This is a genomic window from Huintestinicola butyrica (genome assembly GCF_025567215.1).
In the GTDB taxonomy this organism is placed as follows: domain Bacteria; phylum Bacillota; class Clostridia; order Oscillospirales; family Ruminococcaceae; genus Huintestinicola; species Huintestinicola butyrica.
Map to the genome: position 1 here is coordinate 113,501 of NZ_JAOQKB010000006.1, position 23,212 is coordinate 136,712.

Below are 23,212 nucleotides of genomic sequence, written 5' to 3' on the forward strand. Positions count from 1 at the left end.
GGTGAGATATGCACAAGGTATTATGCTCCACGGGAGCGCTTATAACAAGAAAAAACGGCAGAGATCACAGGCTTCTGGCAGGCTTTGCGGAGCAGCTCCACTGCGACGGATTTGAGTTTATGCTCTATGATTCGTGGTATGATAAGCTTGATAGTATTGCCGATGATGTAAAGGCGATGGGGCTTGATATCCCCGCCGTCCACTGCGAAAAAAGCATAGGCGAGCTTATCGCTGCCGAAGATGATCTGGCATATGAGCGGTTTGAGATGAACTGCAAGGCTGCCGAAAGGGTGGGCGCAAAGCTGCTGGTGCTTCATCTGTGGAACGGGCTTGTGTCCGACAGCAATTTCGGTGCAAACCTTAGAGCTTACGGCAGGCTTGCGGATATGGCTGCGGAGCATGGACTGACGCTTACCGTTGAAAATGTTGTCTGCAATCAATCCACTCCTGCGGCTCATCTTAAAGAGTTGGCGGAGGAATATCCCCATATACCGTTTACCTTTGATACGAAAATGGCTGAGTTTCACGGCGAGCTTGACAAGGTGTATGATGAAAAGCTCTGGACTGACAATATCCGTCACCTGCACATCAACGACTATGGTGGGGGAGTAAAGGACTGGTCAGACCTGCGTACGCTGCATTTCGGCGGGGGTCATGTAGATTTTGAAAGATTTTTCGCATTTGAGAGGAAAATGGGCTACAGCGGCGACTTTACCGTTGAAGCAAGCTCTGTCAGAGATGACGGTTCCGTTGATATAAACAAGCTTAACAGGGATTTTTTGATTATCAAGGGTCATATTGCCTAATTTATCGGCAAGCCTTGACAAGATATGATTATTGTGTTATTATAGTAGTATGATAATTCGGCAATATGGTATCACTTTAATGTAATAAAATTTGGGAGATAGTTATGAAAAGATTTGATTTGATCACCCCTGAGGGAACAAGGGACCTGCTTTTTGAGGACTGCGCTGCTGTCCGTGCAGTGGAAACAAGGCTCCAGAACAGCTTCAAGGCAAAGGGCTATTCCGAAGTAATCACTCCGGGACTGGAATTTTACGATGTTTTCAACATGAAGTCAAGATATTTTCCTCAGGAAAGTATGTACAAGCTGGTAGATAACAAGCTGAGACTTATGGTAGTTCGGCCCGATTCCACAATGCCTATCGCACGTATGACCGCCACACGTCTGAGAGAGCAGGAGCTTCCTATCAGATTGTGCTACAGTCAGAGCGTTTACCGCAGCAAGCCCAGCATGAGAGGAAGAAGCGATGAGATCCGCCAGACGGGTATCGAGCTTATCGGCTCCGCTTCAAAGCGTGCAGAGCTTGAAATTCTTTCAAATGCTCTTGAGGTACTTTCCTCATTCCAGACAGAGGGCTTCCGCCTGGAGCTTGGTCATATCGGATTTTTCAAGGCAATGATAGAAAAGCTTGACTGCGACAGCGATACTGCCGAGAATATCAGAAGCCTTATCGAGGTAAAGAACTATCCCGCTCTGAACGATCTCCTTGATACAGTAGGGGACAGCGAGGCTGCAAGGGCGCTCAAGCAGCTGCCCAGACTTTTCGGCGGCGAAGAGGTATTTGAAGAGGCTGCAAAGCTTTATTCCGACCCACAGGCAGATGCGGTCCTCGCCGAACTGAAAGAGACCTATGAGAGAGCCAACGCTCTTGGCTACAAGGGCATGATAACCATTGATCTTGGTCTTGTAAACCGTATGGACTACTACACAGGTACTGTTATAAAGGGCTATATCGAGGGCTGCGGAGACGCTGTTCTTTCAGGCGGAAGATACGACAAGCTCCTTTCCGAGTTCGGATACGATGTTCCCGCCGCAGGCTTTGCAGTAAATGTTGACGCAGTTGCAAGGGCTGAGATGAAGAAGATAGACTTCCGTCCCAAGCCTGTTGACGTTATTGTATTCGGCACAGACGGTCATGAGACCGATGCGGCTGTACATTGCAGCAAGCTTATTTCCGAAGGCCTTACCGCTGAGACAGCTGTGTTTGATATTATTGAAGAAGTACGTGCCTATGCCGCAAAGAAGAAGATCGGAAGAATAGACATCGTTTCCGATACCATTACTTCCGAGAAACTGTAATAAAGGAGAACTTCAGATATGAACAGCAATATATCAAGACCCCTGAGAATAGCTCTCACAAAGGGCAGACTGGAAAAGGATACCGTGGCACTGCTTGAAAAGCTTGGCTACGACTGCACAGCTGTCCATGAAAAGGGCAGAAAGCTCATTCTCCCCGTGGGAGACGATATCGAAGTTGTCCTTGCAAAGGCAGCGGACGTTATTACCTACGTTGAAAACGGCGTGTGCGACCTTGGCGTTGTAGGCAAGGATACTATCATAGAAATGAGCGGCAAGTTCTTTGAGCTTTCCGACCTTGGCTTCGGCAAGTGCCGCTTTGCTCTTGCAGGCAAAAAAGGCGAGAACTTCTATGAGGGTACTCACGTAAGAACTATCGCCACAAAGTACCCCAACGTTGCAAGAACATTCTTTGAAAAGAAGAATATGGACGTTGATATCGTTAAGATAGAGGGAAGCGTTGAACTGGCGCCTCTGCTGGGACTTTCCCACGCTATCGTTGATATCGTTGAAACAGGAACAACTCTCAAGGAAAACGGCCTTGAGGTATATGAATATATCTGTCCCATTTCCGCACGCCTTATTGCCAATATGGTAAGCCTGAAGCTGCGCAAGAATGAGATAGAAAAGCTTATATCGGCTATTGAAGCCAACATCTGATAAGGAGTTTTGTCATGATAAGAAAAATTATTGCAGACGGTACTTCCGAAGTCGCTTTCTTAAAGGAAGTTGAAAAGCGCAACGGCGAGACCGACAAGAAGATATCCGAAATAGTTTCGGACATCATCGACAATGTTAAGGAAAACGGAGACAAGGCTGTAAACGAATATACCCTGAAGTTTGACGGCAAGCTCCCCGAATATTATGAAGTTCCCCTTGATGTTATCCACGATGCACTTGACGAAGCAGACGAGGATTTCGTAAATGCGCTTCTGGACGCAATGGAGAACATTGCTGAGTTCCACCACAGACAGAAGGAGCAGAGCTTCATTGATGCAAAGTCCAACGGCTGCATTCTCGGTCAGCGTGTAAGAGGTCTGGAGAGAGTAGGTCTCTACGTTCCGGGTGGCACAGCAGCATATCCCTCCTCCGTTCTTATGAATGCTATTCCCGCAAAGATCGCAGGCGTTAAGGAGATAATCATGGTAACACCTCCAGGCAAGGACGGCAAGCCCAATCCCGATATCCTTGCTGCGGCTGCTGTTGTAGGCGTTGACAGGGTGTTCATGTGCGGCGGAGCGCAGGCTATTGCTGCTCTTGCATACGGCACAGAGACTATTCCCAGAGTTGACAAGATAGTAGGCCCCGGCAACATTTTTGTTGCCACCGCAAAGAAGCTTCTTTACGGCAAGGTCGATATTGATATGATCGCAGGCCCCAGCGAGATACTTATAGTTGCAGATGAATCCGCTGACCCCAAGTTCCTTGCTGCCGACCTTATGTCTCAGGCTGAGCATGATAAGCTTGCTTCCGCAATCCTTATCACAACCAGCGAAAAGATAGCTGACGAGACCTCCGCTGAGCTTGAAAGGCAGATGCAGTCCCTTGAAAGAAAGGATATTATCCGTTCTTCCATCGACAATTACGGCGCAATAATCGTTACCGACTGCGTTGACTGCGCACTTGAGCTGGCAAATGCCCTTGCTCCAGAGCACCTTGAAATTCAGGTAGAGGATCCTATGAGATACCTTGGAAAGCTTGACAATGTAGGCTCCGTATTTATGGGCCGCTACAGCCCCGAGCCTCTCGGCGACTATTTTGCAGGCCCCAACCACGTTCTTCCCACCAGCGGAACTGCAAGATTTTTCTCGCCTCTGTCCGTAAACAGCTTTGTAAAGCGTTCTCAGTTCATTTACTATACTGAGCAGGCTCTTCTTGATGCAAAGGACGATATTGTCTGCATCGCTGAAAAGGAAGGTCTTACCGCCCATGCTCATGCCATTAAGATTAGATTTGACAAGTAATTCTGAAAGGATTGTTTTAAATGGCATACGAGCTTAACAAAAAGCTTAAGGGCATTGAGCCTTATTCTCCCATAAACGAAAATTATGCAGTCAGACTTGACGCAAATGAGTCATGCTTCAATATCGGGGACAAGCTGGGCGATGTTATTGCCGATGCTGTCCGCAATATCGACTTCAACCGCTATCCCGATTCCGCAGCGGAGCTTGTAACAAAGGGCTTTGCCGATTTTTACGGCATTTCTCCCGAAAAATGCACCGCAGGAAACGGTTCGGACGAGCTGATAAGCGTTATTCTTGGAGCGTTCTTGGAAAAGGGTGACACAGTTCTCACCCTTTCTCCCGACTTTTCAATGTATGCCTTTTACGGCTATGTTGATGAGCTGAAAATAAAGGCTCTGCACAAAGAGGACGACCTGACTGTTGATATCCAAAAGGTCATCGACTGCTGCAACAATAACAATGTTAAGGCGGTCATCTTCTCAAATCCCTGCAACCCAACATCGCTGGGAGTTTCACGCAATGATATCATCAAGCTCATAAAGAACGTTTTCTGTCTTGTTGTAATTGATGAAGCATATATGGATTTCTGGGGAGAAAGCGTGCTGGATCAGGTGGATAAGTACGATAATCTTATTGTGCTGAAAACCTGTTCAAAGAGCATGGGAATGGCAGCCCTGAGACTTGGCTTTGCCGTTGCGGACGATGGTATCACAAACGCTCTTAAAGCGGTGAAGTCGCCCTACAATGTAAATTCCGTAACTCAGGCAGTTGCCTGCGAGATATTCAGGCACAAATCGCTTATAAATGAATACACCGCTGAGATAATAGAGAGCAGAAAGCAGCTGAGAAGGTCTCTTCTTGAACTGGCTGAAAACTGCACCCATATTGAAAAGGTGTACGATTCGGTGACAAACTTTGTTTTTGTGAAAACATCAAAGGCAAAGGAGATCTATGATAAGCTTCTGGAAAGAAGCATCGCCGTCCGCTATATGGGAAGCTATCTCAGGATAACAGCGGGAACGGAAAGTGAAAACAAGCTGTTTCTGGCAGCACTCAGGGAAATTCTTCCGCAGCTTTGATACGAAAGGAAAAATCATATGCGCATTGCCGAAATAACAAGAAATACAAAGGAGACCCAGATAACCGTTAAGCTTGACCTTGACGGAAAGGGCGTTCATAATATTGATACGGGAATAGGATTTTTTGACCATATGCTCACTGCTCTGTGTGTTCACGGTGGCTTTGATATGGACGTTTCGGTCAAAGGCGACCTTTATGTTGACGGTCATCATTCCGTTGAGGACACAGGTATTGTGCTTGGTATGGCATTCAAGCAGGCTGTGGGCGATATGAAGGGCATTGCAAGGTATGGAACAAGCTTTATCCCCATGGACGAGAGCCTTGGCTTCTGTTGCCTTGATATCAGCAACAGACCTTTCCTTGTTTTTGAATGCAGCTTCAATGACCCCAGAACAGGCGAATTCGATAACTGCCTTACCGAAGAGTTCATGAGAGCCTTTGCGTTTAATGCAGGAATCACGCTTCACCTTAAATGCCCCTACGGTTCAAATGACCATCACAAGAACGAGGCAATGTTCAAGGCACTGGCGCACGCACTTAAAGCAGCTCTTGTTATAAACGGCGGCGAGGTGCTTTCCACAAAAGGAGTGTTGTAAATGATAGCTATCATTGATTACGGCGCAGGAAATATTTTCAGCGTGAAAAACGCCCTTGATTATCTGGGTGTTGAAAACAAGCTTACAGCTGATAAGAATGAGATATGCGCAGCAGATGAGATAATCCTCCCCGGGGTGGGCGCTTTCCCGTGGGCAATGAAAATGCTCCGTGACAGCGGCCTGGTGGATACCATCAGGGAAGAGGCAAGAAAAAAGCCATTTCTCGGTATCTGCCTCGGTATGCAGCTCATATTTGACAAGGGCTATGAGTTTGAAGAGACTGACGGTCTGAGACTTATCGGCGGAAAGGTCGAGAAGATAGACCGCAAGGATATGATAATCCCACACATGGGCTGGAATGAGCTGGAGATAAACAGGGATTGCCCCATTCTGAAAAGTCTTCCTGAGCACCCTTATGTTTACTTCGTTCACTCCTATGCCGCTGTGTGTGATGAGGCAAATGTTTCCGCATACTGTGATTACGGCGGAAAAATAACCGCTCTCGTTCATGACGGAGCATATGTTTACGGCGCACAGTTCCACCCCGAAAAGAGCGGAGAAGTGGGACTGCAGATGCTCAGAAACTTTGCTGAGCTTGCCTGATACGAACGAAAGGAAGGTTTGATATGCTTGCTAAAAGAATAATACCCTGCCTTGATGTCCGTGACGGTAAGGTAGTGAAGGGAATAAAGTTTGAGGGCATAAAGGACGTGGGCGACCCCGTTGAATGTGCCGAGGAATACAACAGACAGGGTGCCGATGAGATAGTATTTTACGATATCACCGCTTCATACGAGGGCAGGGGAGTGTTCCTTGACGTAGTACGTGAAACTGCGAAAAAGGTTTTCGTTCCTCTCACCGTCGGCGGCGGGATAAAGAGCGTTGATGATATCAGGGATATCCTGAGAGCTGGCGCTGACAAGGTGTCTGTCAATTCTCAGGCTGTGAAAAATCCTCAGCTTATCAAGGACGGCGCAGATATTTTCGGCAGCCAGTGCATATGCGTTGGCATTGACGCAAAGAAGATAGGCGACCATAAGTGGACTGTTTATATTAACGGCGGCCGTGTGGATATGGGCATTGACCTTATCGACTGGGTAAGGCGCATAGAAGAGCTGGGCGCTGGAGAGATCTGTCTTAACTCCATTGACGCTGACGGAACCAAGGCAGGTTTTGACATTGATATGTTGAAAGCTGTGTGTGATAATGTGTCTATCCCTGTTATTGCCAGCGGCGGCGCAGGAAAGCTTTCCGACTTCACCGAGGTGTTTGAGAAAACAGGAGCTACCGCAGCCCTTGCCGCATCACTTTTCCACTACAGAGAGCTTACTGTCGGGGAAGTCAAGGCAGAGCTTAAACACCATAATATCCCCGTAAGAATAATATGACCGAAAGGATATCATAAATGGGACTTATTGAGGAAACAAACGAGCTTATGCTGGACTGGAACAAGCTCAGCGATATATCTCGTGAAAATCACGTTATCCCCGTAGCGGTGCAGAATATGGATACAAAAGAGGTTATTCTTATCGCATACATAAACAAGCAGGCACTGGAGGAATCTATCAGGCTGAAAAAGGTAGTGCTGTGGAGCACCTCCCGCAATAAACTCTGGTTCAAGGGGCAGGAGTCGGGCAACACCTTTACTCTCCACAGGATATTTGTAAATTGTGAGCAGAATTCGCTGGTGTTCATGGCAACTCCCGACAAGGGAAACATCTGCCACACAAGCTATAAGGGCATTCCCAACAACTGCTATTACCGTGAGCTTGATATGGATACAATGAAGCTCATAAATTTAAATGAGGAAAGAGAGAAGTAAAATGACCGTATATCAGGAAATATTTGAAGTATTGAAGCTCCGCAAGAAAGCATTTGACGAGGGCAATGCTCCCGAAAAATCATACACCTGCTACCTTTACGAAAAGGGCGTTGACAAGATCTGCAAAAAGGTTGGCGAAGAGGCAGCCGAGACTATCATTGCCGCAAAGAACGGCGACAATGAGGAGCTGAAAAACGAGATAAACGATCTGCTTTATCATGTAATGGTGCTTGCCGTTAATCAGGGACTTGAATGGTCCGACGTTGAGAAGGTTCTTGACGAGAGAAACGAGAAGATAGGCAACCTAAAGCAGTTCCACACCACCGATAAAAACAGCTGATAAAACCCCAGTATATCAACAAAAGCGTTCACTCATTGAGAATGAACGCTTTTTCTTTTGCCTATAGAGTATAAATTATTGTGCCGATTCCTGTGCAGCCACAGCCACGCCGAGAATGGTTATGTTCTTGTCCTCGCTGCCCTCTGCGGGACGTATCTCGATATCCATATCCTTTATGGTCTGGAACTTGATTGCCAGCTCGGAATAAGGCTCGTTCCAGCCATCTTTCTGGTTGGAGTGGATAGTCTTGACCTTTGCGCCGTTTATATAGACCTCAAAGGAACCCATTGTGTCGGAATTATTACGCTTGAAAAGTAAGAACACACTGCTTGCGGTGGCTTTGAATTTAAGCGGGTCAGTACCCTCGGAAAGCTTCCAGCTGGTGGGGAAGTCAGTTGCGCCCTGCTCCACAGCTTCAAAGGAACCTGTGTCGGTAAGGCTGATAAGCTCTGCCGTGGGAGCTTCGGGAGTTACAAGCTGTGAATCCATAAACGGATAACCGAACCTGTATGCAGGCGGGAGTGTGTATTCCTCATCGGGGGCATTTTCGGCTTGCGTCAGCAGATTTTCAATAAAGCTGCAAAGAAGCTTGTGACCCTCGGCATTTGGGTGTGACTGGTCATCTGAGTAATCCTCCCATGTCATTCTGCCCTCGTCAAATTCGGGAGTAAGAGCGTCTGCCACGGATATCATTGGCAGGGAATAATAATCGCCTATCTCTTTCATGTATTCCTGAGCGGTGTAGCCGTTTGCTGTTCTGTTGAAAATAAGCACCACCGCAGGGTCATTTTCCTGCGTGAGAACTGTCCGCACAAGTGACTCATAGGATTCCTTGTGAGTATTGTCCTGAGCGTCGTTTACCGCAAATTCCACGAAAACAATGTCGGCGTTATAGTCCAGCACGTCTTTTTGCAGTCTGAGATTTCCCAGCACCGAGGGAGTTCCGCTGACACCTGCATTGACGTATTTGACATTATCGCACGTGCCGTATTTTTCTGCGATGTAATTGTAGGAAAGCTTTGCATAGCAGCCCTCAGCACCTGCTGTTTCACCACGGGTAATGGAGCCGCCGATGTATGCCACGGTCATATCCTCGCCTGACTGCGCCTGACGAAGCTTTGCTTTGAGCCTTGATGTATTTCCAAGGCTGTACAGTGAGCGTGACACCATTGCCGCCTGAAATTTCTCGGGAGTTTCGGGAGCTTTTGAGACAGCTTCGGAAACTGCAGATGTATCTGTGGCCGTGCTTTTCTGAGCTGTATCGCCGCAGGCTGTAAGGAGCAGTGCGGCAGAAAGAACTGCCGCACCTATCATCGTAAGCCTTTTCATATCATTCACCCTTAGGAACCTTGCGGAAATAGGTCTTAGCCATTTTCTTCATTGCCTTTGCAAGCTCCTTTGTGCAGGCGTCCTTATCCATGCGCCAAGCCCAGTTTCCGCCGCCGATGGTGGAGGGGATATTCATACGTGCGGAATTGTCAAGGCAGAGCCAGTCCTGCATCTGGATAACGCAGTTTTCGGATACGCTTGCGTATGCGCACCTGATAAGCTCACGGACGACCTTGCTGTCCGAAGCGGACTTATCCAGTCCAAGATATTTTCTGATACGCTTCTTTCCTGCCTTGTCCTGAGCAAGATACCAGCCGAGAGCTGTCTCATTATCGTGAGTGCCGATATATACAACGCTGTTTTTAACATAATTGTGGGGAAGATAGCTGCTGTCCTCGCCGCCGAAGCCGAACTCGAGAACGTTCATTCCGGGATAGCCTGCTGCCTTGAGCATAGCCTTAACCTCATCGGTAAGGAAGCCAAGGTCCTCCGCTACCAGCTTAACATCGCCAAGATCTGCCTTTATTGCACTGAAAAGCTTCATTGAAGGTCCCTGCAGCCATTCACCGTGCTCAGCGGTCTTGTCGCCGGCAGGAATCGCATAGAAGCTCTCAAATCCCCTGAAATGGTCGATACGGGTAAGGTCAAACAGTTTTGCGCTGTACTGAACACGCTTTATCCACCACTTATAGTTATTCTTGTCCATATAGTCCCAGTCATAAAGGGGATTGCCCCAGAGCTGACCTGTGGGAGAAAAATCATCGGGAGGGCAGCCTGCCACCTTTGTAGGCTTTCTGTCACTGTCGAGCATGAACATTTCGGGATTTGCCCAGATGTCGGAGGAGTCCATGGAAACATAGATGGGCATATCGCCGTAAATGCTTATTCCACGCTTGTTGGCGTATTTTTTCAGATTCTTGTATTGACGGAAGAAGAGAAACTGCATGAACTTCCAGCAGTCAATGTCAACACCGTGTTCCTCGGCATATTTTGCAAGGGTCTGAGGATCTCTGAGACGGTAGCTGTCAGCCCATTCAGTCCACATGACCTGCTTGAAGAAATACTTCATTGACATGAACATCGCATAATCGTCCAGCCACCAGGCATTCTTTCGGCAGAATTTGCCGAAAAGATACTTCTGCTCGCTATCGGCATTTGCCGCAAAGGCAGCATGAGCCTTGGCAAGGATAAGGCGCTTGAAGGAGAACATCTGACCGAAGTCCGCAAACTCCTTCTTTTCCGCAAGTATCTTCAGATCCTTGTCGTCCTTGGACACAAGTCCTGCCTTGATAAGCTCGTCAATGTCGATGAGCATGGGATTTCCCGCAAAAGCCGAGTAGCTCTGGTAAGGGGAGTCACCGAAGCCTGTGGGGCCTACAGGAAGAATCTGCCAGTAGGTCTGACCTGCTTTTTTCAGAAAATCAACGAATTTATATGCCTCGCTGCCGAGAGTTCCCACTCCGTATGGAGACGGGAGGCTTGTAATGTGCATAAGAACGCCGCAAGTTCTCATAAATTTATCCGACCTTTCGGTTATTTTATTCAGTAATACTATTATACAGTTTATATTCGGTTATTGCAAGAAATTTTATGAAAATAATAGTGACAGGAATAAAAACTTGCTTTGCAGCCATAATAGCTATCGTGGCAGCTTCATCTGCCTGCGCAGCAGTCATTTGCGGCGCATACGGAAAGGATGATATAAAATGTGCAATAATCAGAACCAGCAGAACAACCGCAGCAGCAATCAGCGGAATAACCAGCAGAACAATCAGAATCAGCAGAACAGCCAGAACCGTCAGGGCAGACAGCAGCAGGGACAGAACTGCCGCCAGAATCAGCAGCAGAACCAGCAGAACAATCAGCATCAGAACTGACGCTGATATATTTTTCTCAAAGGGCATACGTAATACCTGCAGCAAGGGGATCACGTATGCCCTTTTTATTTCTTTGTAATAAATGCACAAAAAACGTTTAAATTATTTGTTGGGTAGAAATGACACATTACAGTTGAATTTAAACGTTTAATATGGTAAAATATCTATAAGGATTGCCGGGAGTGGGTCAAAGTATATCCCGACAGTCATTCCGTCCCGTGACAATACGGGAGGTTTAACTAAAATTATGAAAAATGAGGTATGTTCAATGAAATTCGGTTTCTTTGATGACGCTGCCAAGGAGTATGTTATCACATCTCCCAAAACCCCTTATCCTTGGATAAACTATCTTGGAACACAGGACTTTTTCAGCCTTATTTCCAACACAGCAGGCGGATACAGCTTCTATAAGGACGCTCGTCTGGCAAGAATCACACGTTACCGTTACAACAACGTTCCCGCAGATGCAGGCGGACGCTATTTCTACATAAACGATAACGGCACTGTATGGAATCCCGGATGGTCTCCCGTAAAGACTGAGCTTGAAGAGTATGTATGCCGTCACGGTATGGGCTACACAGTTATCAAGGGCAAGAAGAACGGTCTTTCCGCTGAAGTTACTTTCTTTGTTCCTCAGAACTTCACAGGTGAAGTTCAGAAGGTAGTTCTCAAGAACGAGAGCAGCGAAAAGAAGACCTTCAAGCTTTTCTCCTTCGTTGAGTGGTGCCTTTGGGACGCTCAGGACGACTGCTCCAACTTCCAGAGAAACTTCAACACAGGTGAGGTAGAGATCGAGGGCAGCACAATTTACCACAAGACCGAATATAAGGAAAGAAGAAATCACTTTGCTTTCTACACCGTAAATGAGCCAATCGACGGTTTTGATACCGACCGTGAGACATTTATGGGAAGCATTTACAATGATTTTGCAGATCCTGAGACTGTATTTGAGGGCAAGCCTCGCAACTCTGTTGCTGATGGCTGGTCTCCCATCGCTTCCCACTGCAAGGAGATCACTCTTGCAGCAGGCGAGGAAAAGACTCTCGTTTACGTTCTTGGCTATGTTGAGAATCCTTATCCCGAGAAGTTCAATGCTGACGGAACCATGAACAAGTCCCGTGCATATGAGATGATGAAGAAGTTCGATTCCGCTGAAAAGGCTGACGCTGCTCTTGCAGAGCTGAAGAAGACTTGGGACGAGCTCCTTGCTAAGTACACCATCTCTTCTCCCGATGATAAGCTCAACAGACAGGTAAATATCTGGAACCAGTATCAGTGCATGGTTACATTCAACCTTTCACGTTCCGCTTCCTACTTTGAGAGCGGTATCGGAAGAGGAATGGGCTTCCGTGATTCCAATCAGGATATCCTCGGCTTCGTTCACCAGATCCCCGAGAGAGCAAGAGAGAGAATACTTGATATCGCCGCTACTCAGCTTGAGGATGGCGGAAACTACCACCAGTATCAGCCCCTTACCAAGAAGGGCAACGATGCCGCAGGTACAAACTTCAACGATGACCCCCTGTGGATGATCCTTTCCACAGCTGCATACATCAAGGAAACAGGCGACTACGACATTCTTAATGAAATGGTAGATTATAAGAATGATTCCAAGCTTGCTCAGCCCCTCCTTGACCACCTGAAGAGAAGCTTCTATCACGTTGTAAACAACAAGGGACCTCACGGTCTGCCTCTTATCGGCCGTGCAGACTGGAACGACTGCCTTAACCTGAACTGCTTCTCCCGTGTTCCCGGCGAAAGCTTCCAGAACACTGCAAGCAATATCGCTAAGGAAGTTAACCCCGAAACAGGCGAGCCTCTTAACGAGCAGACTGCCGAGTCCGTAATGATCGCAGGTATGTTCACATATATCGGACCTGAGTATGTTGAGCTTTGCCGCAGAATGGGCAACACCGAGGAAGCCGACAAGGCACAGGCTGAGATCGACAAGATGAAGCAGGCTATCATTGACTACGGCTGGGACGGCGACTGGTTCCTCCGTGCATACGATGCTTACGGCAAGAAGGTCGGCTCTCACGAGAATGAAGAGGGCAAGATCTTTATCGAACCTCAGGGCTTCTGCATCATGTCCGATGTAGGCGGCAAGGAGTTCACCGATAAGACCATTGCAAGCATCGACAAGTATCTCGGTACTTCCCACGGTCTGGTTCTTAACAATCCCGCATTTACAAGATATATCGTTGAGTACGGCGAGATCTCCACATATCCCGGCGGATACAAGGAGAACGCAGGTATATTCTGCCACAACAACGCATGGATCATGTGCGCAGCAGCATATGCAGGCATGGGCGACAAGGCATTTGACTACTACACAAGGATCGCTCCCGTATATCAGGAAGATGAAAAGCTCCACAGAACCGAGCCTTATGTATATGCTCAGATGATCGCAGGTAAGGACGCTAAGAGATTCGGCGAGGCTAAGAACAGCTGGCTCACAGGTACAGCTGCATGGAACTTCGTTGCAATTTCCCAGTATATCCTCGGTATCATTCCTTCTTACGACGGACTGAAGATCGATCCTTCCATTCCTAAGGCTTGGGACGGCTACACCATATCCCGTCAGTTCAGAGGTGCAACATTCAACATCAAGATCGAGAACCCCGATCACGTTTCCAAGGGCATCAAGTCCCTTACCGTGGACGGCAAGGCTGTTGACGGAAACGTTATTTCCGGTATCACAAGCGGCGTTCACGAGGTAGTTGCTGTAATGGGCTGAGTTCCTTTAACAGTAAATTGAATACATAAATCAAAGGCTGTGCAGGTCATTCTGCGCAGCCTTTTGCTTTGATTAGAAATATGCGCATTGTCTTTTGGTATTCGGCATAGTATAATACTAATCACCAATAAAACTATAGACAAAAAATCATCGCATAATCCATATACGCAAGATTATGCTCAATTTTTTGTATAGTTTTTAATTGGTGCTTAGTATAAATTACCCAAAAGTGCAGTTGTCTATAGCTAACTCATTGTATAGCCATACGAATTGATGTTAAATAGCATTGTTTTTTATTGACAAAACCCGAAACAGACACTATAATGAATACATGAACATCTGTTCATGTATTCATTATAGTAAAGGGGTGCTCAGCATTGTTTATTGAAATAAACGGTATCAGAAAAAGCTATGGCAGCGGGGAAAGCAAGGTAGAGGTACTTAAAGGAATAAACATTGGCATAGAAAAGGGTGAGTTCTGCGTTCTTCTCGGCCCTTCGGGAAGCGGCAAATCCACACTTCTTAACATCATAGGCGGAATAGATGACGCTGACTCGGGCTATATTTCCATAGACGGTGAAAAGACAGAAAACATGAACGAACGCTCACTGACGGAATATCGCAGAAAGCATCTTGGCTACATATTCCAGATGTACAATCTTATACCCAACCTTAACATAAAGGAAAACGTTGAAACAGGCGCATATCTCAGCGACCACCCTCTTGATGTTGATGAGATACTGAAAACTCTCGGACTGTATGAGCATCGTCATAAGCTTCCTTCTCAGCTTTCGGGCGGTCAGCAGCAGCGCTGCTCCATCGGAAGAGCTATTGTAAAAAATCCCGATATCCTGCTTTGCGATGAGCCTACAGGTGCGCTGGATTACAACACTTCCAAAGAGATACTCAAGCTTATTGAGACTGTAAATCAGAAATATAACACAACTATCATCATGGTAACGCACAATGAGGCTATCAAGGACATGGCAGACAAGGTAGTAAAGCTTCGTGACGGCATGGTTAGAAAGCAGATAATCAACGAAAAGAAGCTTTCAGCCGAAGAGCTTGACTGGTAAGCGGAGGTGTGCAGATGAAAAATCCACTTAACAAGCGTCTGCCCCGTGAGCTTGCAAAGGACGCTACCAAATACATTGCCATTTTTATAATGATGGTGCTGCTCATATCCATATGCTCGGGTATGCGTGTTGGAAATGAGAGCCTGAAAAAAGCGTATTATGACAGCTTTGAGCTTCATAATATTGAGGACGGTCATGTTACCTTTGACAAGCCTCTTCCCGAAGAGCTGCGGAATACATTTGAAAGCAATATTGACATGACGTTCTATGACAATATGTACTTTGACGAAAAGACAGCCGAAACAGGGGCAGATATCCGTGTTTTCAAGCAGTCGGACGCTGTTAATACCCCTTGCCTTTTAAGCGGCTCTCTTCCTGCACAGGACGATGAAATAGCCATAGACAGAGTTTTTGCCAAAAATAACGGTATAAAAGTTGGCGATACTGTTACCCTCAAGGGAAAAGCACTGAAAATAACAGGCTTTATAGCGCTCCCCGATTACAGCACTCTTTTTGAGAGCAACACGGACTCGATGTTTGACTCCATCAATTTTTCCGTTGCTGTAATGACCGACGGCGGATTTGAGACCATAGAAAGCAAAAATCTTAAATATAACTACGCATGGCAGTACAATACTCCCTATGCTGATGATACGGAGGCAGCCGAGCGCTCGGAAAAGTTTACTGACCTGCTCAGCGATGAGCTTACAGATTACGATGAGGCTATTGTTCAGGTTCAGATAGACGCTCTTACCGATAAGCTTGAAAAGGCTTCCGAGGAGTATGCGGATATCTACAAGGCCTCCTTTGAGAAAAAGGTTGACGAGATAACAGCAGCGGCTGAAACAGGCGCTGAGGAATATGGCGAGCTTTACAAGGCAGCTATTGAAAAGAAGCTTACCGAGGTTTCAGAAAGCATTTCAAAGGGTGCGGAGGAATATGCGGCTCTTTACATGGCAACAGGCGAAAAGCCCTCTGCAGCCGATCTTTCCGTTCAGACAGATGATTTTACCTTTGGCATCATTGAGAACAGTGTGAATGCGATGCTCACCGGAAGTGAATACAGCGCTCCCGATGAGCAGGAGTTTGTTGAACGCTATATTGATACTGTCGAGAAGCCCCAAAAGTCCGACCTTTCCGTTGAAACAGATGACTTTGTGTTCGGCATTATTGAAAAGTCCGTTGATGCGGCTGTAAGAAATGAAGAGTACGACGGCCCCACCGAGGAGGAATTTAAGGACCGGTACCTTGATTCCGTGGAAAAGCCTTCAAAAGAGGAGCTTTCCACAGAGCTTGATGATTTCCTTTTCGGCATCATTGAGGACGCTGTCAGCGCTGAAATAAACGGTGAAGAATACACAATGCCCGAGGACGAAGCTTTTGAGGACGAGATAGATCAGAGTGATATCATCACAGTTGATGATTATGTTCCCAGATATCTTAATCAGGCTGTAAATTTTGCCATTGATGATATCGGCGGCGATGAAGCAGGCTCAATGGTAATGTGCTATATGATGATAGTTATTATCGCATTTATTTTTGCTGTCACTATTTCAAATACCATTGTCAGCGAAGCGGGAGTTATCGGTACGCTCCGTGCGTCAGGCTACACAAAGGGCGAGCTTATCAGGCATTATATGATACTTCCCGTAATAGTAACAGCTGCGGCAGGCGTTGTCGGAAATATCATCGGCTACACTGTAATGAAGGATTACTGCGTTGGTCTTTACTTAGGCTCGTATTCGCTTACCACTTATACAACAGTATGGGTTCCGTCCGCATTTGTACTTTCAACAGTTGTGCCTATCCTGCTCATGCTTGTGATAAATCTTACGGTGCTTACTTCAAAGCTCAAGCTCAAGCCCCTGAAATTCCTGCGTCATGACCTGAAAAAGAACACAAATAAAAAGGCAATGCGCCTCAATACCAAAATACCCTTCAAAACAAGATTCAGTCTCAGGATATTCTTTACTAATCTTCCCGGATATATCGTAATGATAATCGGCATACTTTTCGGAGCGGTGCTTATAAGCTTCGGCGATATGTTCCCCAGAATGCTTGACCAGTATAAGGAAATTATTACCAATGATATGATAAGCAGCTATCAGTATATTCTCTATGATTATGAGGAGGCTGATGAAGTAACTGATATCCGGGCGGAAAAATTTGCAATGTCAAGCTATGATTATTCAAAGGAGGGTTTCCTTACTGACAGTATTTCCGTTTACGGCATCGAGAAAAACAGCAGATATATCCATTCGGCTATTCCCGAGGGCAAGGTGCTTATTTCTACAGGTATAAGCGAGAAGTTCGGCATCAAGACTGGCGACAGCATAGAGCTTGATGAAAAATACAAGCGTGACAGCTCATATACCGTTGAGGTAGGCGACGTATATGATTACCAGTCGTCCCTTGCGATATTTATGAATCTGGACGATTACAACAAGCTTTTCGGCAATAAATCCGATTATTTCACAGGCTATTTCTCAAATGAGGAGCTTACGGAGCTTGATGATGACGATGTTGTTTCCGTTATAACCGCTGATGACTATACCAAGCTTTCCGACCAGCTTACAGTTTCAATGGGCGGAATGATGGAACTTTTCAAATGGTTCGGAGCTATGTTCTTCGTTATCGTTGTTTATGTTCTCTGCAAGCAGGTGATTGAGAGAAACTTCCAGTCAATCTCGCTTACAAAAATACTTGGTTTCAGGAACAGCGAGATCGGCAGCCTTTACATAGTATCGACCTCTATAGCCGTTGTTCTGGGACTGGCGATTTCCGTTCCCTTCATTGATGTTGCTATGAGAGCGATTTTCAAAAGCTATCTTTACACCATGATGACAGGCTATTTCCCATATGTGATGAGCCCTATAACATATATTGTAACAGTTGCAACGGGAATTATCTGCTATGCGGTGGTGGCACTGCTCCAGATGAGAAAGGTATCAAAGGTTTCCAAGAGCGAGGCTCTCAAAAACGTGGAATAAGTTTTATATATGTAAAAAAACGTCCGTACCTGAAAAGATACGGACGTTTTTTCTGTATGTACTCACGGAAGCTTTCTTTTTTCTTCATGGCAGCATTTTGAACATTCCGAACAGCAGCCGCAGCAGCCTTTCTTTCGGGAGCGTATCATGTATCTGACTGCACATATCAGCAGAAAAATTATCAGTCCCAGAGCTATCCAGTCGGCAAAGTTCATTGTAACACCGCCTTATATCGCAAGAATAAGATTGCCAATGTTATAGACTGCAAAAGCTGCCAGCCATGCAACGGCGCACTGAATGAATACAAATGCAACTGCCGCAAAGGAGGAGTTCATCTCACGCTTAACGGCTGCCACAGCTGCCACGCAGGGTGTGTAAAGCAGGGAGAACACAAGAAAGCTTACTGCGGTCATAGGAGTGAACATTCCCTGCAGAAGTGCGGGAAGCAAGTCGTTGGAGGAAGCTCCCACCAACACAGACATGGTGGATACCACCGCTTCCTTTGCGGTAAAGCCTGTGATAAGTGCCGTGGATATGCGCCAGTCGTTAAAGCCGAGAGGTGCAAAAACAGGGGAGATTATCTTTCCGATAGCTGCCAGCATACTTTGTGAGCTGTCAGCAACCACATTCAGGCGGGTGTCAAAGCTCTGCAGGAACCAGATGATGATAGATGCCGTAAATATTACCGTGAATGCCCTTGTAAGGAAGTCCTTTGCCTTGTCCCACATAAGCAGGCAGACGCTTTTGGGGGAGGGGAGACGGTAATTGGGAAGCTCCATTACAAAGGGGATAGGCTTGCCTTTGAACTTGGTATGACCAAGGATAAGGCCATAAATTATTCCGCAGATGATGCCGAAAAAGTACAGCAGGCACATTACCAGTGCGCTGTGGTTGGGGAAAAATGCCAGCGAGAACACAGAGTAAATGGGCAGCTTTGCACTGCACGACATATACGGTGTTAGGAAAATGGTCATCTTGCGGTCACGCTCGGAGGAAAGTGTCCTTGTCGCCATTATCGCAGGAACAGAGCAGCCGAAGCCGATTATCATAGGCACAAATGAACGTCCCGACAGACCTATTTTTCTCAGCAGCTTATCCATTACAAAGGCAACTCTTGCCATGTAGCCACTGTCCTCCAGTATGGACAGGAAGAAAAACAATGTGACGATGGTGGGCAGGAAGCTTAGGACGCTTCCAACGCCTGCAAAAATACCGTCAATGATAAGGCTATGTATAACAGGGTTCAGACCGTAGGCAGTGAGGGCGCTGTCTGTAACGGCAGTCAGCTTGTCGATGCCGAGAGACAAAAGGTCGCTGAGAAATTTGCCTATGACCCCGAAGGTGAGCCAGAAAACAAGTATCATTATCAGCAGGAAAAGGGGAATTGCCAGATATTTGTTTGTAAGCACGCTGTCTATCTTGACGCTGCGGATATGTTCCTTGCTCTCGTGGCATTTTACCACTGTCTGGCGGCACACGTCCTCGATAAAGGTGTAGCGCATATCGGCAATGGCAGCGTTTCTGTCCATTTTCAGCTCGGTTTCCATTTCGGTGATGCTGTGTTCTATCATGTCCATTTCGTTGGTGTTAAGCTCCAGCATTTCTGTTATGGCAGGGTCAGCCTCGATAAGCTTTGTGGCGCAAAATCTTCTGCCAAGTCCGACTCTGTCTGCGTGATCCTCGATTATGTGGCATACTGCATGGATACAGCGGTGAACAGCGCCGTTGCAGTAGTCTATTTTCTGCGGAAGAATTTTCTTTTTCGCTGTTTCAACGGCTGTTTCGATAAGCTCGTCAACGCCCTCGTTCTTAGCCGCAGATATGGGTACGACGGGTATTCCCAGACGGTCGGAAAGTCCTTTGATGTCAATGGTTCCGCCGTTGTTTTTTACCTCGTCCATCATATTCAGGGCAAGTACCATAGGTATCTTCATTTCAGCCATTTGAAGCGTGAGATACAGATTTCGCTCAATGTTTGTGGCATCAACAATGTTGATTATGCCGTCGGGCTTCTGCTTTATAAGAAAGTCACGGGTGACTATCTCTTCGCCTGTATATGGTCTGATAGAGTATATGCCGGGAAGATCAACTACAGTACAGTTTTTCTGCCCCCTTATCTCGCCGCTTTTTTCCTCAACGGTAACTCCGGGGAAGTTGCCTACGTGCTGATTTGAGCCTGTAAGCTGGTTGAAAAGCGTTGTTTTACCGCAGTTCTGGTTTCCTGCAAGCGCAAATACCATAAAATTATCATCCTTTCGGCTTATTATTCCTCAGTTTCAATGGGCATTACATCTATTTTCTGAGCGTCCTCAAGACGAATGGTAAGCTCATATCCTCTCAGATGTATCTCTATGGGGTCGCCCATGGGAGCAACTTTGCGTATCATTATCTTGGTGTGTGGGATAATGCCCATATCAAGCAGTCTGCACCGCAGAGCGCCCTCGCCGCCCACAGCTGTTATCACGGCTTCTTTGCCGATTGGAAGCTTGTCAAGTGTCATAGAATATGTATCCTTTCAAAAGTTTGGTTAGACTAATCTAACATTTGATAGTTAAAAAAATACGACCCTGAAAAGGGTGTATTTTTTATCAGCCTTTTATAAAGCTGCATATTTCCGAGAAATATCCCTTTGAATGAAGTATTTTCTTGGAAATATCAGCAGATGTTTCATCTTGGAAAATGCCGAAAACTGCCGAGCCGCTTCCTGTCATACATGAGCAGAGAGCGCCGTTTTGCAGCATGATGCTTTTGATATCCGCCACTTCTTCAAGGTCGGTGGCTGCTTCAAAAGCGTTATAGCAGCAGCGTGATATCTCGGTAATATCGGCTTTTGCAAATATCTCCTTGATATTGTGATGGGGTGGACAAAGATTTTTTGAATCCACTGCACTGAAAGCCTCTTTTGTGGAAATTCCGATGCTTCCCTTGCCTATAAGAACAGTTCCCGAAAGCAGCGGCAGGGGAGAGATCTCCTCGCCTATTCCCGTGCAGTAACCGCAGCCGCCCACAATGCAGAACGGAATATCCGCACCTGTCTTAACGCCGATATCGCACAGCTCCTGCAGTGAAAGCCCCGTGCAGTAAAGCTCGTTCAGTCCTTTGAGAACTGCCGCTCCGTCGGCGCTTCCTCCGCCCATTCCCGCCTGAGAGGGAATGCGCTTGATTATTGATATTCGCACATTGCTGCCGCTTATGCCTGTGTGCTCAAAAAAAGCAGCGGCGCACTTGTATGCAATGTTGCTTTTGTCGCATGGGATCGAGCTGTCCGAGCAGATTATCTCGGTTTCTCCCGTTATCTTTGTTATCTCTACAGTGTCGCAAAGGGAGATAGAGTGCATGACCGTTTCGAGGGTGTGATACCCGTCAGTCCGCCTGCCTGTGATATCAAGATAAAGGTTTATTTTCGCATAAGCATTCAGTGTAACACTGTCCATAGGTCTGCCTTTCAGAGAAATTTCCCCGAAATCGCCGCAGTGACGGTTTCGGGGCAGATCATTATTGCTTGTCCTGTTTCAGCTGTTCCACAAATTCTTTCATGCGTTCAGCCGCAGTCATAAGGTGCTTGAGCGAATATGCGTAGGAAATTCTGATATATCCCTCGCCGCAGTCGCCGAAAGCATTTCCCGGAACTACCGCAACATTGTGCTCATACAGCAGCCTCTCGCAGAATTCCTCGCTGGAAAGTCCTGTTGACTTTATGCTGGGGAACACATAGAATGCGCCCTTTGGCTCAAAGCAGTGGAGACCCATATCATTAAGGGCATTTACCAGCCATCTTCTGCGGATATCGTACTCGTTGCGCATTTTGACGATATCGGCATCGCAGTTGTCAAGAGCCTCTATAGCCGCATACTGGGAGATAGTGGGGCTGCTCATTATGCCGTACTGATGTATTTTCAGCATCTGCTTGATAATGGGCTGAGGGCCTGCCACATAGCCAAGTCTCCAGCCTGTCATAGCATATGCCTTGGAGAAACCGTTTACGAAAATAGTGCGCTCCTTCATGCCGTCGATCTGGATAATGGAGCAGTGCTTTCCGCCGTATGTAAGGGAGCTGTATATCTCATCGCTGAGGATAAGGATATCCGTTCCGCGTATCACTTCTGCAATGGCTTCAAGGTCCTTTCTTTCCATAACAGCGCCTGTGGGATTGTTGGGGAATGGGAGGATAAGCAGCTTTGTCCTGTCGGTGATCTTTTCACGGAGCATTTCGGGAGTGAGCCTGAACTCGGTCTCTTCCGTAGTCTGGACCGATACGGGAACACCGCCGCAGAGAGATACTATAGGACCGTAGCAAACAAAGCAAGGCTCAACTATAAGCACCTCGTCGCCTGGATTTATGAGCGCTCTTATGGATATATCGATACCCTCGGAGCCGCCTACAGTAACGATTATCTCGCTCTTAGGGTCATAATCCACGCCTGTGTTCTTATGTATGTTCCTGCTGATAGCCTCACGCAGCTCAACGATACCGGCGTTAGCGGTGTATTTGGTTTTGCCCTTTTCAAGAGCTGTAACGGCTGCCTGACGGACATTCCAAGGTGTCTGGAAATCAGGCTCGCCAACGCTCAGAGAGATGACATTATCCATCTGAGCGGCAATATCAAAAAACTTTCTGATGCCCGAAGGCTTCATATCTTTACATTTTTTAGCAATAAGTTTATCGTATTCCATCACGGAGAAACGAATCCCCTTTCATCTGCGGCTTCATTTTCGATAAAGAAGCCTTGTTCCTTATATTGTTTGAGCACAAAATGTGTTGATGTGGATATAACGCCGTCAATGCTGGACAGACGCTTAGCCACAAACAGTGCGATCTCCTTGTAATTTGTACCGCTGAGGGTAACTGCCAGGTCAAAGGAGCCTGACATAAGTGTTACGGAATCCACCTCGTCGTACATCATAATGGTGCGGGCGAGCTCATCAAAACCAAAGTCCGCCTTGGGTGTTACCTTAACTTCTATAAAAGCAGTAACGGCGTTTTTATCCGCCAGTTCTTCATTCAAAATAACGCTGTAGCCCTTTATAACGCCTCTTTTTTCATAATCGGCAATACGTGCCGCGACATCCTCGGGGGTAACACCGAGCATGACCGCCAGCTGTTCGTTAGAAAGACGAGCATTTCCCTTTAAAAGCTTGATAAGAGAATCCATGAATAATACCATCCTTTCTTTGCCGTGCCGCATCTGCGGGTAAGTTCACAGCTGTGTATCTGCGATATCTTGAGCATCGCAAAATAAAACACAAGGTTATTATACAATATTTTCATCGGTTTGTCTATAGTATTTTGAAAATTTGCC

22 protein-coding genes are annotated in these 23,212 nt (G+C 46.6%); 13 read left to right on the forward strand and 9 right to left on the reverse strand.

Annotated elements, in window-relative coordinates; all coding sequences use genetic code 11:
- Positions 1–8: 8 nt before the first annotated feature.
- The 10 genes from OCV68_RS08325 (at position 9) to hisE (ending at position 7,903) form a co-directional block, all read left to right on the forward strand.
- Positions 9–806, forward strand: coding sequence for a sugar phosphate isomerase/epimerase family protein (locus tag OCV68_RS08325; protein ID WP_022475933.1), 798 nt, complete (start codon positions 9–11; stop codon positions 804–806).
- A 104-nt stretch (positions 807–910) separates the two neighbouring features.
- Complete coding sequence (gene hisZ / locus OCV68_RS08330; RefSeq protein ID WP_147621667.1) at positions 911–2,104, forward strand: ATP phosphoribosyltransferase regulatory subunit; 1,194 nt, start codon at positions 911–913, stop codon at positions 2,102–2,104.
- An 18-nt stretch (positions 2,105–2,122) separates the two neighbouring features.
- Positions 2,123–2,761 carry an ATP phosphoribosyltransferase gene (gene hisG / locus OCV68_RS08335; protein WP_022475932.1) on the forward strand — a complete coding sequence of 213 codons (639 nt, stop codon included), beginning with the start codon at positions 2,123–2,125 and terminating at the stop codon, positions 2,759–2,761.
- Positions 2,762–2,775: 14 nt separating this feature from the next.
- Positions 2,776–4,065 carry a histidinol dehydrogenase gene (gene hisD / locus OCV68_RS08340; RefSeq protein WP_262572015.1) on the forward strand — a complete coding sequence of 430 codons (1,290 nt, stop codon included), beginning with the start codon at positions 2,776–2,778 and terminating at the stop codon, positions 4,063–4,065.
- 20 nt (positions 4,066–4,085) lie between these two features.
- Entirely contained in the window at positions 4,086–5,144 is a 1,059-nt protein-coding gene (locus OCV68_RS08345; RefSeq protein ID WP_262572016.1) for a pyridoxal phosphate-dependent aminotransferase, read from the forward strand.
- An 18-nt stretch (positions 5,145–5,162) separates the two neighbouring features.
- Positions 5,163–5,741: an imidazoleglycerol-phosphate dehydratase HisB gene (gene hisB / locus OCV68_RS08350; RefSeq protein WP_022475929.1), complete on the forward strand. Its 579-nt coding sequence runs from the start codon at positions 5,163–5,165 to the stop codon at positions 5,739–5,741.
- A complete protein-coding gene (gene hisH, locus OCV68_RS08355; RefSeq protein ID WP_262572017.1) occupies positions 5,742–6,344 on the forward strand; it encodes an imidazole glycerol phosphate synthase subunit HisH in 603 nt (200 codons plus the stop codon).
- A 23-nt stretch (positions 6,345–6,367) separates the two neighbouring features.
- Positions 6,368–7,129, forward strand: a complete 762-nt coding sequence (gene hisF / locus OCV68_RS08360) for an imidazole glycerol phosphate synthase subunit HisF (RefSeq protein ID WP_262572018.1) — start codon at positions 6,368–6,370, stop codon at positions 7,127–7,129.
- Positions 7,130–7,146: 17 nt separating this feature from the next.
- Positions 7,147–7,563 (forward strand): phosphoribosyl-AMP cyclohydrolase, encoded by a 417-nt coding sequence (locus OCV68_RS08365; RefSeq protein WP_262572019.1) that lies wholly within the window; start codon positions 7,147–7,149, stop codon positions 7,561–7,563.
- A gap of 1 nt (position 7,564) precedes the next feature.
- On the forward strand, positions 7,565–7,903 hold the full coding sequence (gene hisE / locus OCV68_RS08370; RefSeq protein ID WP_022475925.1) for a phosphoribosyl-ATP diphosphatase: 339 nt from the start codon (positions 7,565–7,567) through the stop codon (positions 7,901–7,903).
- Positions 7,904–7,978: 75 nt separating this feature from the next.
- Here hisE and OCV68_RS08375 read toward each other — a convergent pair whose 3' ends face one another.
- From OCV68_RS08375 to OCV68_RS08385, 3 genes are read right to left on the reverse strand one after another with little or no spacing between them, the layout of a single operon-like run.
- Positions 7,979–9,232 carry an SGNH/GDSL hydrolase family protein gene (locus tag OCV68_RS08375; RefSeq protein ID WP_262572020.1) on the reverse strand — a complete coding sequence of 418 codons (1,254 nt, stop codon included), beginning with the start codon at positions 9,230–9,232 and terminating at the stop codon, positions 7,979–7,981.
- A 1-nt stretch (position 9,233) separates the two neighbouring features.
- Positions 9,234–10,745, reverse strand: coding sequence for a 4-alpha-glucanotransferase (gene malQ, locus OCV68_RS08380; RefSeq protein ID WP_262572021.1), 1,512 nt, complete (start codon positions 10,743–10,745; stop codon positions 9,234–9,236).
- A 25-nt stretch (positions 10,746–10,770) separates the two neighbouring features.
- A complete protein-coding gene (locus tag OCV68_RS08385; RefSeq protein WP_262572022.1) occupies positions 10,771–11,136 on the reverse strand; it encodes a hypothetical protein in 366 nt (121 codons plus the stop codon).
- 241 nt (positions 11,137–11,377) lie between these two features.
- On the opposite strand from OCV68_RS08385, the gene OCV68_RS08390 reads away from it, so the two are divergent.
- The 3 genes from OCV68_RS08390 (at position 11,378) to OCV68_RS08400 (ending at position 17,912) form a co-directional block, all read left to right on the forward strand.
- Positions 11,378–13,846 (forward strand): GH36-type glycosyl hydrolase domain-containing protein, encoded by a 2,469-nt coding sequence (locus tag OCV68_RS08390; protein WP_022475921.1) that lies wholly within the window; start codon positions 11,378–11,380, stop codon positions 13,844–13,846.
- A gap of 377 nt (positions 13,847–14,223) precedes the next feature.
- Positions 14,224–14,922 (forward strand): ABC transporter ATP-binding protein, encoded by a 699-nt coding sequence (locus OCV68_RS08395; RefSeq protein ID WP_262572023.1) that lies wholly within the window; start codon positions 14,224–14,226, stop codon positions 14,920–14,922.
- 14 nt (positions 14,923–14,936) lie between these two features.
- A complete protein-coding gene (locus OCV68_RS08400; protein ID WP_262572024.1) occupies positions 14,937–17,912 on the forward strand; it encodes an FtsX-like permease family protein in 2,976 nt (991 codons plus the stop codon).
- A 62-nt stretch (positions 17,913–17,974) separates the two neighbouring features.
- Here OCV68_RS08400 and OCV68_RS08405 read toward each other — a convergent pair whose 3' ends face one another.
- The 6 genes from OCV68_RS08405 to OCV68_RS08430 form a co-directional block, all read right to left on the reverse strand.
- Complete coding sequence (locus tag OCV68_RS08405) at positions 17,975–18,127, reverse strand: FeoB-associated Cys-rich membrane protein (protein WP_022474516.1); 153 nt, start codon at positions 18,125–18,127, stop codon at positions 17,975–17,977.
- A gap of 12 nt (positions 18,128–18,139) precedes the next feature.
- Positions 18,140–20,152, reverse strand: a complete 2,013-nt coding sequence (gene feoB / locus OCV68_RS08410; RefSeq protein WP_147621660.1) for a ferrous iron transport protein B — start codon at positions 20,150–20,152, stop codon at positions 18,140–18,142.
- Between the two features lie 23 nt (positions 20,153–20,175).
- Entirely contained in the window at positions 20,176–20,412 is a 237-nt protein-coding gene (locus OCV68_RS08415) for a FeoA family protein (RefSeq protein ID WP_022474513.1), read from the reverse strand.
- A gap of 88 nt (positions 20,413–20,500) precedes the next feature.
- Complete coding sequence (gene ispE, locus OCV68_RS08420) at positions 20,501–21,346, reverse strand: 4-(cytidine 5'-diphospho)-2-C-methyl-D-erythritol kinase (RefSeq protein WP_262572025.1); 846 nt, start codon at positions 21,344–21,346, stop codon at positions 20,501–20,503.
- A 61-nt stretch (positions 21,347–21,407) separates the two neighbouring features.
- A complete protein-coding gene (locus OCV68_RS08425; protein WP_262572050.1) occupies positions 21,408–22,586 on the reverse strand; it encodes an aminotransferase class I/II-fold pyridoxal phosphate-dependent enzyme in 1,179 nt (392 codons plus the stop codon).
- Positions 22,586–23,065 (reverse strand): Lrp/AsnC family transcriptional regulator, encoded by a 480-nt coding sequence (locus tag OCV68_RS08430; protein ID WP_262572026.1) that lies wholly within the window; start codon positions 23,063–23,065, stop codon positions 22,586–22,588. Before OCV68_RS08430 ends, OCV68_RS08425 begins: the two co-directional genes overlap by 1 nt.
- Between the last annotated feature and the right edge of the window lie 147 nt (positions 23,066–23,212).